At 70.8% G+C, this 16,181-nt stretch carries 13 protein-coding genes; 3 read left to right on the plus strand and 10 right to left on the minus strand.

Annotated elements, in window-relative coordinates; all coding sequences use genetic code 11:
- Positions 1 to 8 precede the first annotated feature (8 nt).
- The 3 genes from SYV04_RS06680 to SYV04_RS06690 all read right to left on the minus strand — a co-directional run bounded on the left by SYV04_RS06680 (position 9) and on the right by SYV04_RS06690 (position 7,491).
- Positions 9 to 5,501 carry an AAA family ATPase gene (locus SYV04_RS06680; RefSeq protein WP_321544781.1) on the minus strand — a complete coding sequence of 1,831 codons (5,493 nt, stop codon included), beginning with the start codon at positions 5,499 to 5,501 and terminating at the stop codon, positions 9 to 11.
- Positions 5,502 to 5,751: 250 nt separating this feature from the next.
- Positions 5,752 to 6,543: a 1-acyl-sn-glycerol-3-phosphate acyltransferase gene (locus tag SYV04_RS06685; protein WP_321544782.1), complete on the minus strand. Its 792-nt coding sequence runs from the start codon at positions 6,541 to 6,543 to the stop codon at positions 5,752 to 5,754.
- A gap of 9 nt (positions 6,544 to 6,552) precedes the next feature.
- On the minus strand, positions 6,553 to 7,491 hold the full coding sequence (locus tag SYV04_RS06690) for a Rieske 2Fe-2S domain-containing protein (protein ID WP_321544783.1): 939 nt from the start codon (positions 7,489 to 7,491) through the stop codon (positions 6,553 to 6,555).
- A gap of 100 nt (positions 7,492 to 7,591) precedes the next feature.
- Here SYV04_RS06690 and SYV04_RS06695 point away from each other — a divergent pair, with 100 nt between their 5' ends.
- A complete protein-coding gene (locus tag SYV04_RS06695; protein ID WP_321544784.1) occupies positions 7,592 to 8,902 on the plus strand; it encodes a hypothetical protein in 1,311 nt (436 codons plus the stop codon).
- On the opposite strand, the gene SYV04_RS06700 is transcribed toward SYV04_RS06695, so the two are convergent.
- The 6 genes from SYV04_RS06700 to SYV04_RS06725 are packed head-to-tail and all read right to left on the minus strand — an operon-like array spanning position 8,903 to position 13,296.
- Positions 8,903 to 9,289 carry a response regulator gene (locus SYV04_RS06700; protein ID WP_321544785.1) on the minus strand — a complete coding sequence of 129 codons (387 nt, stop codon included), beginning with the start codon at positions 9,287 to 9,289 and terminating at the stop codon, positions 8,903 to 8,905. It lies immediately after the preceding gene.
- A gap of 20 nt (positions 9,290 to 9,309) precedes the next feature.
- Positions 9,310 to 10,029, minus strand: coding sequence for an ATP-binding protein (locus tag SYV04_RS06705; RefSeq protein ID WP_321544786.1), 720 nt, complete (start codon positions 10,027 to 10,029; stop codon positions 9,310 to 9,312).
- An 8-nt stretch (positions 10,030 to 10,037) separates the two neighbouring features.
- Complete coding sequence (locus SYV04_RS06710; RefSeq protein WP_321544787.1) at positions 10,038 to 10,772, minus strand: response regulator; 735 nt, start codon at positions 10,770 to 10,772, stop codon at positions 10,038 to 10,040.
- Between the two features lie 13 nt (positions 10,773 to 10,785).
- Positions 10,786 to 12,225, minus strand: coding sequence for a sensor histidine kinase (locus tag SYV04_RS06715; protein WP_321544788.1), 1,440 nt, complete (start codon positions 12,223 to 12,225; stop codon positions 10,786 to 10,788).
- Positions 12,222 to 12,863 carry a thioredoxin domain-containing protein gene (locus tag SYV04_RS06720; protein ID WP_321544789.1) on the minus strand — a complete coding sequence of 214 codons (642 nt, stop codon included), beginning with the start codon at positions 12,861 to 12,863 and terminating at the stop codon, positions 12,222 to 12,224. Before SYV04_RS06720 ends, SYV04_RS06715 begins: the two co-directional genes overlap by 4 nt.
- 1 nt (position 12,864) lies before the next feature.
- Positions 12,865 to 13,296, minus strand: coding sequence for a response regulator (locus SYV04_RS06725; protein WP_321544790.1), 432 nt, complete (start codon positions 13,294 to 13,296; stop codon positions 12,865 to 12,867).
- Between the two features lie 274 nt (positions 13,297 to 13,570).
- Here SYV04_RS06725 and SYV04_RS06730 point away from each other — a divergent pair, with 274 nt between their 5' ends.
- Entirely contained in the window at positions 13,571 to 14,680 is a 1,110-nt protein-coding gene (locus SYV04_RS06730; protein WP_321544791.1) for a GNAT family N-acetyltransferase, read from the plus strand.
- A gap of 21 nt (positions 14,681 to 14,701) precedes the next feature.
- Here the strand turns inward: SYV04_RS06730 and SYV04_RS06735 are convergent, their stop codons facing one another.
- Positions 14,702 to 15,034, minus strand: a complete 333-nt coding sequence (locus SYV04_RS06735; RefSeq protein WP_321544792.1) for an HPF/RaiA family ribosome-associated protein — start codon at positions 15,032 to 15,034, stop codon at positions 14,702 to 14,704.
- A 246-nt stretch (positions 15,035 to 15,280) separates the two neighbouring features.
- Here SYV04_RS06735 and SYV04_RS06740 point away from each other — a divergent pair, with 246 nt between their 5' ends.
- A complete protein-coding gene (locus SYV04_RS06740; protein WP_321544793.1) occupies positions 15,281 to 16,177 on the plus strand; it encodes a DUF72 domain-containing protein in 897 nt (298 codons plus the stop codon).
- Positions 16,178 to 16,181: the final 4 nt, after the last annotated feature.

Genomic DNA, 16,181 nt, shown 5'->3' on the forward strand with positions numbered 1-16,181 from the left:
GGCGCTGACTACGCGGGGGTTTCCCCCCCCACCGGAGGCAGGAAGACCTGGAAGAGCGAGCCCCGGCCCGGCTCGCTCTCCACGGTAATCTTCCCGCCCATCCCGGTGATGATGCCGTGGACGATGGACAGGCCCAACCCCGTGCCCACGCCGGCGGGCTTGGTGGTGAAGAACGGGTCGAACAGCCGGCCCAGGTTCTCCGGCGGAATGCCCACCCCGGTGTCCTTCACCGCCACCACCACCCACCCGGCCGCGTCCCGCGTGGTGCTGACCCGGACTTCATGGGCCTTCACATCCGCGCCCTCGGGGATGGCCTGCGCCGCGTTCACCAGCAGGTTGAGGAACACCTGCCCCAGCCGCGTCTCGTTGGCGAGCACGGGAGGCAGCTCCGCGAACTCCTTCACCAGCCGCGCGCGGTGGCGAATCTCGCTGCGCGCCATGTTCACGCACAGCTCCAGCACCGCGTGGACGTTCACCGGCCCGCGCCGCTCCTCGTCCCCGCGAGAGAACGTCTTCAGGTCCCGAACGATTTCGCTCACGCGGCTGCTGCCCGTCAGCGTCTCCTGGAGCGCCGCGCGGACCTCCTGGCCGCGTTCACCCGCGAGGGCCTCGCCCGACTCGGCCATCCCGCGCAGCTCCTCGTCGATGAAGCGCAGGTTGCTCGTCATGAAGGACAAGGGGTTGTTGATTTCATGCGCCACGCTGGCCGCCAGCGTCCCCAGCGAGGCCATGCGGTCGGCGGCGCGCAGCCGCTCCTGCACCGACTTGCGCTCGGTGATGTCACGCGCGATGGACACCACCACCGGCTTCCCATCGAACACCAGCGGGAAGGACACCACCTCGCCCAGCACCTGCCGGCCCGTGCGGTGACTCCAGCGCACCTCGGTGGCGCCGGCCGCTTCCGAAGTCTCCGTGAGGGCGCTCTCGTCCCCGGACAGGACGAGCGCCGCCACGCGGTGCCCCCGGAGCTCCTCGGCGCGCTCGTAGCCCAGCATCGCCACGCCCGCCGGGTTGATGAAGGTCAGCGTCCCCTCCCGGTGGATGAAGATGGCATCCGGGCTGCGGTCGATGAGCGTGCGGAAGCGCTCCTCGTTCTCCACCAGCTCCTGGTTGGCCGCGCGCAGGGCCAGCTCCGCCGCCTGCCGCTCCGCGTACAGCCGCGCGTTCTCGATGGAGATGGCCGCCTGCGAGGCGATGTGCCCCAGCAGCGACACCCGCCCCGGAGAGAACGCCTGCGTCGTCAGGGCGTTCTCCAGGTACAGCACGCCGTAGAACTCCTCCTTGCGGCGCAGCGGCAGGCAGAGCACGGAGCGCGCCCGGCCGCGCAGCAGCTCGGCATCGACCGCGAAGGTGTGCGGCTGGGTCGTATCGCCCAGGAGGACGAACTCGCCCGTGCGCCGCACGTAGGACAGCAACGTCCAGGGCAGCGACTCCTGCCTGCGGGGAAGCTTGACCCCCGTGGTGTCCGAGATGGTCACCACCTCCAACGCCTCGCCCTGCTTGAGCAGCAGCGCCCCTCGCTGGGCCCCCGCGCTCTGCAGCGCCACGCGCATGAGCGTGTCCACCAGCCGGTCCAGGACGATTTCACTGGAGACCGCCTGCTGGGCCTTCACCAGGCTCAGCGCATCCAACTGCTCGGAGCCCGAGCTCGAGGTGCTGTCTCCGCCGCTTTGGTAGACCGCCACCTGCGGCCACTGGGAGGCGAGCTGCCGCGCCTTGCCCTCGGCGCCCCACTGCCGATAGGCGACCCAGGCCTCGCGGGCATAGGTGATGGCGATCCGCGTCATCCCCCGCTCCTTCCAGAAGCGGGCGGCCAGCTCCGCGGCCAGGGCGGCGTGGTGAATCAACCGCTGCTCGTACGCCGACTGCATGGCCTCCTCGTAGGCCTGCGTCGCCTCATCCGTCTTCCCCTGCAGCCGGGCCAGCTCCGCGGCCACCATCCGCTCGGCCGGGCGGAAGTTCTCCGGACAAAGCCGGCCCCAGGACGCCAGCTTCTGGTGGAGCGCCCGCATGGACTCCAGGAACTCCCGCTGCTGCTCGGGCGCCGCGTCCCGCCAGCAGGCCGCCAGGATGAGCGCCCGATAGAGGTAGTAGTCGAACTGCACGCTGAGGCCGCCCATGGCCCCGACGTACTGCTCGGCGACCCGCGCCACCTCGAGCGCCTCCGCATAGGCGCCCGCCATGAAGCGCGCCCGCATCTTCAGGTTGTAGTAGACGCAGGCCATCAGCGGCACGCCCCGGACGACCAGGCGCGCCTCCGTCTCCGCCTCGTCGAACCCGTCACCGTTCAGCGACTCGAGCGAACTCGTGAGCCCGCGGTGCTGCTGCACCAGGCGCTGGTAGATGATGATGAAGTAGCAGATGTCCTCGTAGTTCGCCTTGCGCGCGAACTCCAGGCGGGCCAGCGACTCCTGGTACACCTCGCCCAGCTCGCGCCCCATCAACACCATGTTGATGACGATGTTGTCGCAGCAGTAGCACGCGGTGCGGAAGTCCCCGCGCTGCAGCGCGTGGCCGAAGGCATCATGAAAGAGGCCCAGGGACTTGGGCAGCGGCCGGACCCAGCGGCTGAGGTGCGCCAGGATGAACAGGGCCCCGCTGCGGTGGGCGGAGTACTCGGGGCGCTCCACCAGCCGCTTGGCGAGCCGGCCGAACGAGTGCCCGGCCTGGTACTTCTCCGCCATGGCCACGCAGCACACGTAGCCGTACCACGCGAAGGCGTGGGGGGTGACCTCCGTGTTGCCGTGACGGATGGCGAGGGCCACCAGCCGGCAGAGGTGGTAGGGCAGCAGGCTGCTGGCGGCGTAGAGCGCCGGCACCGTCAGGTCGGCCAGCACGCTCACGGCCGCCTTCATGTCGGGGTCCGTCATCGCCGGCAGCTCGATGAGGCTCTCGATGGAGCGCCCTCCCAGCAGCTTCCACACCTCCTCGTCCGCGGCCCGCACCTCCTCGGGGGTGGGGCTGGGCGGCAGGGGCATGCCGAACTTCTCCAGACACTCCAGGAGACAGCCCAGCGCGAGGTGCACCTCGCCGGCGGCCAGGTGCAGGGTGTTCTTGAGCCGGTATACCTCGGCCATGTCCGGGCGCGTGCGAGCCCGGGGCAGCAGCTCGTCCACCACCCGGCGCGCCTCGACGGTGTTGCCGCTCATCAGCTCGCAGCTGGCTTGATCCAGCCGCAGCTTGAAGGCCAGCGCGTACTCCGTCTCCCACGGCGCTCCGGGCAGCAGGGGGAAGGCGGCGGTGAAGTAGCCCACCGCCGAGCGCCACGCCGCGGACGCCTTGGCCCGCCAGCCCGCCTCGGCGTTCAACCACGCCAGCCGGTGGCGCTCGGCGCCCTCCTCCATCAACTCCACGCCCGCGTTGAGCTGGGCCACCACGTCGAAGAGCCGCTCGCGCAGCTCGTCCGGCGGCAGGCTCGCCAGCAGCAGCCGGCCGATCCGCAGGTGCAGCGCCTTGCGCTCCGCCTCGGGGATGAGGGCATAGGCCGCCTGCTGGATGCGGTCGTGCAGGAAGCGGTAGTGCTCGGAGCCCGTGCGGACCACCAGGTCCTCGCCCATGGCCAGCTCCAGCCCGCGCTCCACCTCGAGGGCCTCGACGCCGGCGAGCAGCGCCAGCGTCGGCACGGAGAACACGTTGCCCACGCCCGCGGCCAGGCGCAGCAGTTGCTGCGTGGGGCCTGGCAGCAGTTGCAGCCGGCCCGCCATGAACTCCACCACGTTGTCCGAGTAGGCGCGGGCCTTCACCCCGGCCTCGTCCCAGCTCCAGCCTTCCTCGGGCGCCCGCACCAGCAGCCCGTCCTGGTGGAGCGTCCGGAGCAACTGGAGCAGGAAGAAGGGGTTGCCCGCCGTCTTCTCCTGCAGGACGGTGGACATGCCCTTCAGCACCTCGGGGCGCGTGCCGGGCAGGGCATCGCCTACCAACTGGCGCGTCTGATCCAACCCCAGGGGCTGCAGGTGGATGTCCCCCAGCCGAGCGCCGGCCTTGCGCGCCTCCTCCAGCGCGACTCCGAGCGGATGGGCGGGGCCCACCTCGTTGTCCCGGTAGGCGCCCACCCACAGCAGGGGCGGTGTGTCCGGGTGCGTGGAGAGGTACTTCAGCAGCTCCAGGCTGGCGAAGTCCGCCCACTGCAAGTCATCCAGGAAGAGCACCAGCGGGCGCCCCGGCGTCGACAGGGCGCCCAGGAAGCGCAGGAAGAGGCGGTGGAAGCGGTTCTGCGCCTCCTGGGGCGGCAGCTCCGAGACCACCGGCTGCGGGCCCGTCACCCACTCCAGCTCCGGCACCACGTCCAGCAGCACCTTGCCGTTGCCCTCGAAGGCCTCCAGCAGGCGCTTGCGCCACGACTCCACCTGCGCGTCCCCGCCCGCCAGGAGCTGCTGCACCAGGCCCCGGAACGCCTGGGCCAGGGTGGCGTAGGGCACGTCGCGCTGGAGCTGATCGAACTTGCCGCTGAGGAAGAAGCCCCGCCGCTGCACCACCGGGCGGTGCAGCTCGTTGACCACCGAGGACTTGCCGATGCCAGAGTAGCCGCGCACCAGGAGCCACTCGGGGCGCCCCTCGCGCGCCACGCGCTCGAAGGCGTTCAGCAGCAACTTCACCTCGGTCTCACGGCCATACAGCCGCTGAGGAAGCTGGAAGCGGGCCGGGAAGTCGTGGCTGCCCGGCGTGAAGCTCTCCTGGCCTCCGCGCGCCAACCGCTCGCAGCACTTCTCCAGGTCCGCCTTGAGCCCCTCGGCGCTCTGGTAGCGCTCCTCGGGCACCTTGGCCATCAGCTTGAGGACGATGGCCGACAGCATGGGAGGAATCGAGGGCTCGCGCTGGTGCGGCGGCACGGGCGCCTGGGCCAGGTGCGCGTGCATCCACTCCAGCGGATCCCTCCCCTGGAAGGGCAGGCCGCCGGTGAGCAGCTGATAGAAGGTGACGCCCAGCGAGTAGAAGTCGGTGCGGTAGTCCAGCGCGCGGTTCATCCGCCCCGACTGCTCCGGGGACATATAAGCCGGCGTGCCTTCGATGAGGTGCAGCGGCGCGGCCTGCACGTGCTCCACCGGCTGCAGGGTGGCGATACCGAAGTCGATGAGCCGCGGCCCCGCCGGGGACAGGAGGATGTTGGCCGGCTTGATGTCCTTGTGGGTAATCCCTCGCCGGTGGACCTCGGCCAGCGTGGAGGCCAGGGAGAGCGCGAGCTCCAGGAAACGGGCCGGCCCCAGCGGGACGCCTGCCTGCTCCACGAGATCCGTCCCCTCGATGTCCTCCAGCACCAGCACGGGCCGGTCCTGGTGAATCTCCAGGCCGTGGACCCGGATGACGCCGGGCGCGCCCTCCAGGCGCTGCAAGAGCTGGTACTCGTACTCGAGGCGGGCGTGGTCTCGCGGCCCCGGGTGCTCGGAACGCGGCGTCTTGAGGATGACCGTCAGTCCATCCTCCACCCGCACCGCGCGGTAGAGCAGGTGGTAGCCCCGGGCCTGGAGCGGGCTGAGGCGCGTGTACGTAGGAAGCTCGATCATCCATTCCTCCCAGACGGCCGCCGCGCATGGGGGCCCGTGCGGGGATGAGCCACCTTCTGGCCCGACCACCTGGAGAGGTCCAACATCATCGCCGATCGCCCACTTCCAGGGGGCCGCGCGAATGCGCTCCGGAGTGGTGGCGACCACCCGAGAACACGTTCGTCAGCCTGCTCGGCCCGCGATGTCCTCGCTCGCTCCGCATCATCCCCCCCAGGGCTTGGCTTTCTTATCTCACGAGAATATTTAACAATCAACGTAATTCCAGAGAACCCTGTTCCCGAAAAGGCTCCTCGGGTGGCGCCTGAGGCAGCGCCGCTTCGATGGTCTCACGGCAGCGCGCCGAGGCCGCGACCGCCGCCTCATGAGTCTGCTCCAGCGGACCCACGGGCGGGTGGATGGTGACGAGGATGTCGCCGCCCCGGACCGCGACCTTGCGGTGCCGGGGGAGGATGTCGAACGCGCCGGAGAGGGTGATGGGCAGCACGCGCACCCCGGCGCGGGCGGCGATGTGGAAGGCGCTGTTGTGGAACGGGCGCATCTTCCCATCGCGGCTGATGCCCGCCTCCGGGAAGAAGACGATGGAGCAGCGCCGCTGGGCGCCCTGCTGCGCCTGCTGAAGCCCCGGCAGCGAGGCGCGCATGCTGGCGGGGTCCACCGAGATGTGCCCGAACAGCCGCATGCCCCAGCCGATGAGGGGCACTCGGAACACGCTCACCTGGGCCACCATGCGCAGGGACGTCAGCGGCTGAACCGCTCCCACCACCACCACGGCGTCGAGCAGGCTCTGGTGGTTGGCGACGATGATGTAGCGCTCGTCGCGCGACACATGCTCGGCGCCGCGCACCACCAGCCGGGCGCCGCCCAGCGCGAGGATTCCGCGCGCCCAGAGGATGGAGCACACGTCATGCACGCGCTGCTGGCGATCGAACGGCAGCGCCAGCAAGGCCAGGGGGATGAACACCACCAGCGAGAGCATGGACCAGCTCGCGGCCAGCGCCGTGCGCACGAGCTGAACGGGCCGGGAGGGGAGGCGCTCGGACATGCGCCCCTTCTACCCTTCGAGGAACTGGCGGCTCCAGTGGCGAAGCACGGGGATGGCGCGCTCCCCTGCGGAGAGCAGGGGCTTGGGCCGGTAGACCTTGTTCTCCCAGATGGGGATGTCCTCCTCCACCTGGCGCAGGATCTCCGCCACCAGCGCCTTGCCGACGTTGTTGCTGCCGCCCGGCTGCGTGGGCGCTCGGATGAAGAAGGTGTGGCGCAGCGACACGTGCTCGGGCCCCACCGGCGTGGCGGCGGAGATGAACGCCACATCCGCGATGCCGCTGAAGCGGATGACCCAGTACCCCAGCCCGTGCGCCTCGCCCTGGATGCGCCCCTGCACCGGGCCCCGGGGGGTGGGCTGGAGCATCTTCGAGTCCATCCGCAGGACATGGCCCTCGGAAGACAGCTCCGCCTCGGGCATCGACAGGGCGCTGTGGACGTAGCGGAAGTGGGTCGGGTCGGCGACGTTCTCGGAGATCTCCTGCACGTGGGTGCGGATGCGCCACTGCTTCTTCTGCGCGAGCAACCACTCCGGCTCGGTGGCCTCGGGGAGCGCGGGGACCCGCCACTCTGGCGCCGCGCCGTCGGCCGCGTGGTAGACGAGGATGACGCCGTTGAGCTCCTGCACCGGCCACGCGTTCAGCGTCGCGCCGGGCGGAATCTTGGGCGCGTGGGGAATCGCCACGCAGGCGCCCTGGCCGTTGAAGGTCCAGCCGTGGAACGGGCACTGGAGGTTGCCCTGGTGAACCCGGCCGCCGTGGCCCAGGTGCGCGCCCAGGTGCGGGCAGTACGCATCGAGCACGTGTGCCTCGCCCGCCTCGGTGCGGAAGAGCACCAGCTCCCGGCCGAAGCACGACAGGGGCAGCACGCCGCCCGCGGGGAGCTCCTCGGACCACGCGACCTGGAACCAGCCCCGGGGATAGGGGGTGAAGGGGAAGCGAGGGTTCATAAGGACAGCCTCATGATAGTGAGCGGAACAGGGCGCTCCAATGGCCCTCCAGGCCACCTGGCCCCCAGGCCGCTGATAGGGTGGAGGTGGAGCCCGCCCCATGTTCATGTCCTCCCTCTCCCGCTGCTCCCTGCCCCTCTCGCGCCTGGCGATGGCGCTGTGCTGCGCGGGGTTGCTCACCAGCGCTCCGGCGCTCGCCCAGGCTCCGGCCGCGCCCACTCCGCCCGTGGCCCTGAGCCGGGGGCAGCTCGTGTTCGACGTGCTGGGACAGCCCCTGCACACCGCTCCGAACGGGCCCGCGAAGGGGACCGTCCAGGGAGCCCCCGTGCTGCTCCTCGAGGACGGCCCCACCGGCCCGGACGGGCGGCGCTGGTTCCGCGTCCTCACCGCGGACCTCTCGCAGGGCTGGCTGGCGCTGGCGGGCACCGTGCGCCGCGCGCCCGGGGAGCTCCGCGACGCCTCCGGCCAGCCCTGCTCCCTGGAAGACGCTCGGTGCCAGCCCGGTAACACCGGAGCGACCCTGAGCCTCACCTGGGGGCCGGTGGACCCGGCGCCCGAGGGCCGCCCGTGCGCGGCGCACCTGGCCTACGGACTCCAGGGACTGGTGCGCGGGCCCTTCCTGCGCCGCCCGGAGTGGGGAGGGCTCGACGCGCTGGTGCAGGTCCCCTCCAGCGCCAGGAGCCGCGCCGAGCCCCTGGCCACGGTGCAGCTGTCGAAGGGCCGCCTCACGCTGCTGTCCAAGGAGTGCCGTCGGCAGGAGTTCGCCTCGCCGGAGGACGCGCTGGTGGACCTCGCGGCCTTCCGCTGCATCGCGCCCGACGCCTGTCAGCACGCGCTGCTCCTGGAGACGCGCCACCGCGCCGAGCAGGGCGAGCGCTCCATGCTGTACGTCATCTCCGGCCAGAGCTTCCGGCTCCCCGAGGTGCGCGCCCTGGCGCTGGGAGGCACCCTGAAGCAGGGGACGAGCACCTCGCGCACCGAGGCCTCCTGGTGGGTGGAGAGCGCGCCCCAGGCCGAGGGAGCAACCCTGTGGATTGTCCGCGCCCTCAAGGAGCACGTGGAGAACGGGAAGGCCCAGCCGCCGCGCGTCGGCGTCGAGCAGGTGGACGTGGGCCCCGTGGACGGGCACCCCGAGCACCCGGCCCACCCCACGCCCCGCGCCTACCAGGCCATCCTCCTCGCGGAAGGAGAGACGCGCGAGGGCCTCGCGGCGCGGCTCGGCACGCTGGAGACCTGCCTGGGCCAGCCCGTACCGCGCTTCGAGCTGCTGCGCGGCGGGCGCTGGGTCCACGCGGCGGGCCGGCTCTTCGAGACGCAGCAGCAGGCCGCGGCGTGGAAGGCCGCCGTCCACCGCTGCGGCATGAAGCAGGGCTTCACGTTCGCGACGCTGCCCAGCTTCTCGCGGCCCTGACTAACTGGGGGGCGCGCCCTCCGGGGGCAGCAGCGACCGGAGGCACGAGAGCAGCTCGGCGAACGCCCGGCCCTTCTGGAAGATGGCGTCCACGGCGGGCTTGGGCCCCTTGCCATCCATCCCCGTGACGAGCACGAGCCGGGCGGCGGGCACCTGCTGGCGCACCAGCGGAATGAGGGAGCGCCCATCCCCATCCCCCAGCAGCGAGTCCAACAGCACCGCGTCATACTTCGGCTGCGCGTTCAGCAGCCGCGAGGCCTCGGCGCAGGACTCCGCGATGACCACGCTGAAGCCCGACTCCTCGAGCAGGGCCGAGAGCGTCAGCCCGTTGGCGAAATCATCCTCCACGAGCAGGAGGCTGCGCCGCGCTGTCCCCTGTGTTTCCATCGAGCCCCTCCCTTGTCGTGCTATGCGCCGCCCGGTACGCCGGTCTCTTCCGCCGCGGGGAAGACCACCCGCACCCGCAGGCCCTGGGGCTCTCGCTGCTGGAGCTCCACCCACGCGCCGCTGCGCAGCGCCAGCCGCTGGACGATGCACAGCCCCAGCCCCGCGTGCCCCGGCTTCGTCGTCATGAAGGGCTCGAAGGCCTTCTTCTGCTGCTCCGGGTTCAGGCCGGGCCCGCTGTCGGTCACCTCGAGCACGGAGACGCCGCCCTCGCCCTGGAGCGTGCGCACTCCGAGCAGGCCACCCTCCGGCATCGCCTCCACCGCGTTCTCCAGCAGGCAGCGGGTGAGCAGCGCCAGGTCCTCGGCGTTCGCCTCCACGCGGGAGCGCTCCTCCCAGGCGCGCTCCACGCGGATGGTGGCGGGAATGCGCACCTGCCCGAAGGCCCGCTCCACCCCCTCGCGCAGCCGCATCAGGCCGCGTTGATCCCTCGAGCTCAAGGGCCCCCGGTTGGACAGCAGCTCCTCGGCGGAGGCCAGCTCCCGGTCGATGAGCTGGAAGAAGGCCTCCATGCGGGGGTCGGTCTTCCACAGCTCCGTCTTCTGCGACTGGCGCATGAGGTAGTAGGAGGCGTTGCGGATGCTGGAGAAGCGGTTGCGCAGGTCATGGCGCAGCACCGAGGACACCACCTCCGCCACCGCCGCGCGCTCGCGGGCCTCGCTGCCTGGGTTCTGCTCGTCCATGTCGGCTCCTAGCTCTTCACCAGGGGTTTGGCCCGCGTCCGGGCGATGGTCTGCGCCAGCTCTCGAATGGAGATCGGCTTGCGCATGCAGGCCACGTCTCCGAGCGCGGCCACCTGGCGCATCATCTCGGGCACGTCATGGCCGGACACGGCGATGATGGCCACGGGCAGGCCCGCGTGGCGCAGCTGCCCCACCATTTCTGGCCCCGTCATCCCCGGCATCACCAGATCCACCACGCACACGTCGCAGACCCCGGAGCGCACGCGCTCCACGGCGGCGTCTCCGTCGAAGACGGCCTCGGCGCGCACACCGCACAGGCGCAGGCCTTCCACAGTGGCCTCCGCCACCTCCTGGGAGTCATCCACCACGAGCACCTCGGGGGTGCGCGCGGCGCGCCGCAGCGTGGAGAGCAGGTGCTCCACGTCGAAGGGCTTGGGCAGCACGGTGAAGACGCCCTCGGCGAGCGCGTCGCCGACGAGGCTCTCCTGGGCGAAGGCCGTCATCAGCACCACGGGCAGGCCGGGCTGCTCGCGCCGCAGGTGGCGGTTGAGCTCCACGCCGTGCAACCCCGGCATGCGGATGTCGGCGAGCACCACGTCCACGGGCCGCTCGCGCACCAGCCGCAGGGCCTCCTCGCCGGTGGAGGCCTCCACCACCTCATGGCCCTCCAGCTCGAGGTTCGCCGCGAGGGTGATTCGCAGCGACTCCTCGTCGTCGACGACCAGAATGCGCGCCGCGCTCACCGCAACACCCTCTCTAGGCCGCCTGGGCCGCCACGGAAGGCGGCAACTGGATGAGGAACTCACTGCCCCGGCCCGCCTCACTCGTCACATGGAGGGTACCACCGTGGCGCTGCACTCGGGTGGCGACGATGGCCAGTCCCAGCCCCGTGCCCCGGCTCTTGGTGGTGAACAGCGGCTCGAAGATGCGGGGCAGCACGTCCTCGGGGATTCCGCTGCCATTGTCCTCCACCCGCACGCGCAGCGGCGTGGTGTCTCCGCCCTCGGCGCGCACCCGCACCTCGCCTCCTCGCTCGGCGGGCATGGCTTCGACCGCGTTCTGTACCAGGTTGATGAGCACCTGGCGGAACTGCTCCCGGTCCAGCAGCGGCACCGGCAGGTCCTCCGGCACCTCGTTGAGCACGCGCACGCCCTCGCGCGAGGGCACCACGCCGACGGCCTCGTCCACCAGCGGGCGCAGCGGGCAGGGCTGCACGCTCATGGGGCTCTCGCGCGCGAAGTCCAGCAGGTCCGAGATGATGCGGCCGCAGGTGTTCAGCTCGCGGTCCATCAGCGAGAGGAACTGGGGCACGCGCGGATCCGTCGTGACTTCCTCCAGGCGGGAGATTCGCTTGGAGAGGTAGGCGTGGGCGTTGCGCACGGCGGCCAGGGGGTTGCGCAGCTCGTGGCCCACGCCGGCGGCGAGCTGGCCCACCGCCGCGAGCTTCTCCACGCGGATGAGGTGCTCCTGCGCGTCCCGCAGCTCGGTGAGCGCGCGGTCCAGCTCCCGCGTCTTCTGCTGCTCGCGCTCGGAGGCCAGCTCCGCGACCGCCCGCCGCTCGGCCATCTCCCGCATCTCCCGCAGCGCGCCGCGGCAGGAGAACAGGAGCACCAGGTCGATGAAGACCACCCAGAAGAAGTGCTCCAGCAGGCGCCAGGACTCGGGGCTCAGGGTGCCGTAGACGGACTCGGGCCAGTACAGGCCGCGCAGGTAATGGTCCGCCACCACCATGGCGCTGGCGGTGAGCAGCACGGGCCAGTCCCGGTAGAAGGCCAGGAAGGCCAGCGAGCCGAAGATGTGGAAGTGCGTCTCGATGCGGCCGCCCGTCAGGTGGATGAGCAGCGCGGACCAGAGCAGCTGCGAGATGGCCACCACGTGCCGGGTGAGCGCGGTGCCGGGGCGCAGCCACACCAGGGCGATGGGGAAGGCGCTCAGCGCCCCGCCGAGAAAGAGGGCCGCGTACACGTGGACGTGGACCTCGCGCGCCTTGCCCTCCCACGCGTAGGGAGAGAAGAAGAGCGAGATGGCGATGGCGAACAGCCACTGCCCCAGCATCAGCCGGGCGAAGAGCCGATCCACCCGCCGCCACACACCCTCCAGGTGCCGGGAGTAGAGCCGGGCCGCGCGCTCCTCCAATTGCTCGCCGGCGACATGCTCCATCGTCGGGCTCGGGCTCGGGCTCGGGCTCGGGCTCATGGCAGGGCCCCCACCGCGAGGCGCTCGTCCGGCCCTTCCAGCGCGCACCCGTAGACGGGGTGGCGCCCCTCGGCCACGAACTCCGGCTGGCTCAGCAGCGCCTCGAGCGTGGCGCGCCCGGTGTTGTCGCCCGCGTGTCCGCGCGAGCTGGTGATGCCTCCGCTGAAGCGCAGCAGCCCCTCCGAATCGAAGAGCAGGACATGCCCGGAGGTGGTGGCGCCCAGGCGCCGTGCCTCCACGCCGCCCACGTCCTCGCGCACGGTGACGCCGGGGATGGAGGCGGCGCGCTGCCACAGCTCACCCTTCTCCCACTCCTTCTCCAGCCCCTCGGGCCGGAGGAAGAGGACGTGAGCCTCCGCGCGCCCCCCGGCCTTGGCCAGCACCTGCTCCAGCTCCCCCAGGCTCGCGCGCGTGCAGGGGCAGCGGGGGTGGGCCAGCATGACGAGCTGGGCGCGTCCCGGCGTGGGGTGCAGGGCGCTGTCCTTGGGCCACCGCGCGGGAGACTCACGGCTCTCCCCGGGCGTGGTGGCGTAGTGGGACAGGGCCGCCATGCCTCCGAACACCGCGACGACCCACAGGAGCCCGGTGGCGATGAGCACACCCCGAGCGTATCGGGCGGAAACCGCACTGCCGCTCATCTCACAACACCCGCTTCCAGGCGCTCAGCTCCGAGGAGAGCGAGCTCATCGTCCGCTTGAGCCGGGAGGCCTCCGCCGCGCGGTGGATCAACTCCACCAGCCGCTTGGGCTCATAGGGCTTGATGAGCAGGTAGTAGAGCCCCTGCATCTCGTACTTGTCCCGCTTGTCGAGATACTCGCGGTGGCCGGTGACGAGCACGCCGGAGAGGTGGGGCTGGAGCCGCATCGCCTCGCGCAAGAGCTGGATGCCGTTGCGCCCGGGCATGTTGAAGTCGGTGGCCAGCACATCGATGGTGTTGCGCTCCATCAACCGCAGCGCCGCCGTCGCGTCGGAGGCCGTCAGCACGCGAAAGTCTTCGGAGAGGATGGCCGCGGCGGTGACCAGCACCGAGTGCTCGTCATCGACGACCAGGACATTGAGCCGCTCGTTCATGGCGTCCAGCGCCTCGTCAAACCACGAGGCTGATGTGGGTTCTGACAGGACAGGTGACCGGGGACTCCGGGCGCATCCCGCGAGGGGTGTTGCACGAGGCTAACGCCATTGGATCATCCAGGCTCGCCGCGCTGCGTCGAGAGGTTTTCTGGCGGACAAAGCAGGGGGGTCCGCCGCCCCCTTGGTCCCTTGGGGCCCCCATTCCTTCCGGAAGTGAACGCTCGGGAGCCCCGGAGGCTGCTAGGTTGCCCCGGCACACCGGGGGTTCTCAGGGATGGATGTCCAGGTCCGCTTCGCCCGCACGGAGGAGGAGCGCGCCGCCATCTACCATCTGCGGTACGCCACCTACGTCGAGGAGATGCACCTGTACGCGGGCCAGGCGGATCATTCGCGCCGCCAACTGGTGGACACCGCGGATGCGCAGGCGCACCAGCTCTACGCGGAGGTGGACGGGCAGGTGGTGGGCACGCTGCGGCTGCACCTGGGCAGCGACGGGCCGCTGCCGGAGACGCTGGCGAAGCGCTTCGAGCTGGAGCGCTTCGTGCCCCAGGTTCCGGTGGAGCAGGTGTGCTTCGTGGGGCGCTTCATGGTGCGCCGGGACATGCGGGGCACGGCGGTGCCGTACCGGCTCATCCAGGAGAGCATCCGCTTCCAGTTGGAGCGGGGCATGGAGCTGACGCTGTGCGACTGCCAGCCGCACCTGCTCAACCTCTATACGTCCCTGGGGTTCCGGCCATACCTGGGCACCTATGACGACCCGGAGTTCGGGGTGATGGTGCCGCTGGTGCTGGTGCTGAGGGACCGCGAGCACCTGGAGTGGGTGGGCTCGCCGCTGCGGGCGCTGCTGCCGTCGGACGCGCCCGCCTCGGAGGTGCCAGCGCGCGTGGCGCCGCTGCTGGAGCAGGCGCGGGGGGTGCTGAGCCAGGAGGCGAGTGACCCGGACCAGTACTGGCGGGAGGTCCACGGGCTCCTGGGGCGCTCCCGGCCGCAGGTGTTCAGCGGACTGTCGGAGCCGGAGCTGCAGGCGGTGCTCGCCAGCAGCCATGTCATCGAGTGCGCGCCGGGAGACTGCCTCATCCGCCGGGGCCAGGTGGCGCGCACGGTGTTCGTGGTGCTCTCCGGCACGCTGGAGGTGCGGGACGGAGAGCGCGTGGTGGCGGTGGTCAGCGAGGGCGAGGTGCTGGGAGAGGTGGCGTTCCTGCTGTCGACGCCGCGGATCAGCGACGTGTACGCCACGGGCGCGGGGGCGCGCCTGCTGTGTCTCAGCGAGAAGTCGTTGCGGGGGCTGATCGACTCCAGCTCCCGCGCGGCGGCACTGCTGCTGCTCAACCTCTCCCGGGCCCTGGCCCACAAGCTGGTGCAGCGCGCCGACAGCCCGAAGTGAGCGGGCCGCCGGCGCGGGGGGTCAGCGGTGTTCGCGCTGGGCGTCGGCGTGGTGCTGGAGCTGCATCCGCGCCGCGTCGAAGGCCTCATTCACCGCCTGGTAGGGGTCCTCGTGCGAGCGGCGCTCGGCGTGGTCCTTGCCGACGACGATGTCCTTGCCGGGGACGTGCAGGTCCAGCCGCACGTGGAAGTGGTTGCCCTGGCGCTGGTGCTTGTGGGGCTGCTCCACCACGACATGGCAACCGACGATGCGATCGAAGAGCTGCTCCAGCTTCTCCGCCTGGTCCCGGATGTGCTCGGACATCGCCTCGCTCGACTCCATTCCCCGGTAGGTGATCTGCAGCGGTCGGTTCATCTCTCGCCTTGGCTGTGGCCCCGTGGGGCCGGTCCACCCTCTCTCCACTGCATTCCCGGGGCCAGTCTTTCCCCAGCGATTCCAAGAGGTTACGTGAGGCTTGGACGCAGGCTTTGCGTCTGGGAGGGCGCAGGGGCGCAGGGGTTGCGGGAACTGCCCGCCGCCTGGGCAGGCGAGCCTCGTGTGCGGGTGCCTGCGTGCCTACCTTCCACGTCGGGGGCAGTAGGAGCCCTTCGAGGAGGCGGCATGATTCGGTTCGGGCCCGCGGGGTGGACCTATAAGGACTGGGCGGGGGTGGTGTACCCGAAGCCCTGCCCCAAGGAGTTCGATCCGCTGGTGGCGATCGCGCGGCTGTTCACGACGATCGAGATCAACACGTCGTTCTACGGGCCGGTGACACCGAAGAATGCGCACCTGTGGTTGGAGCGCACGGCGTTCAACCCGGACTTCCGCTTCACGGCGAAGCTGTGGCAGCGCTTCACGCACCAGCGCGACGAGCCGTGGACGGCGGAGGACGTGCGGTGGACGCGGGTGGGGCTGGGAATCATGCACAAGGCGGGGCGGCTGGGAGCGGTGCTGGTGCAGTTCCCGTGGTCGTTCCGCAACGTGCCGGAGAACCGGGACTGGGTGGACTCGATCGTGGACGCATTCGGGGACTTCCCGTTGGTGCTGGAGGTGCGGCACGCCTCATGGAACGAGCCCTCGTACTACGCGGAGCTGGTGGAGCGAGGGCTGGGCTTCGTGAACATCGATCAGCCGCTCTACAAGGATTCGATCGCGCCGAGCGCGCGGGCGACGGCGGCGGTGGGGTACGTGCGGGTCCACGGCCGTAACTACAAGGAGTGGTTCCGGCACAAGTCGCCGATCGACCGGTACGACTACCTGTACTCGGCGAAGGAGCTGGCGCCGTGGGCGGAGCGGACGAAGGAGATCGCCTCTCACCCACGGGTGCAGGACGTGTACGTCATCACCAACAACCACGCGCGGGGCAAGGGCGTGGCGAACGCGCTGATGTTGGAGGCGATGGTGACAGGGCGGACGGTGGAGGCGCCGGAGCCGCTGCTGCGAGAGTACGAGGAAGTGCTGGGCCCATACGCGCGTCCGGTGGATCTCCTGTCCACGACGGTAGCGCTGCAACAGTGAGCGT

This window comes from Hyalangium ruber (assembly GCF_034259325.1).
GTDB lineage: Bacteria > Myxococcota > Myxococcia > Myxococcales > Myxococcaceae > Hyalangium_A > Hyalangium_A rubrum.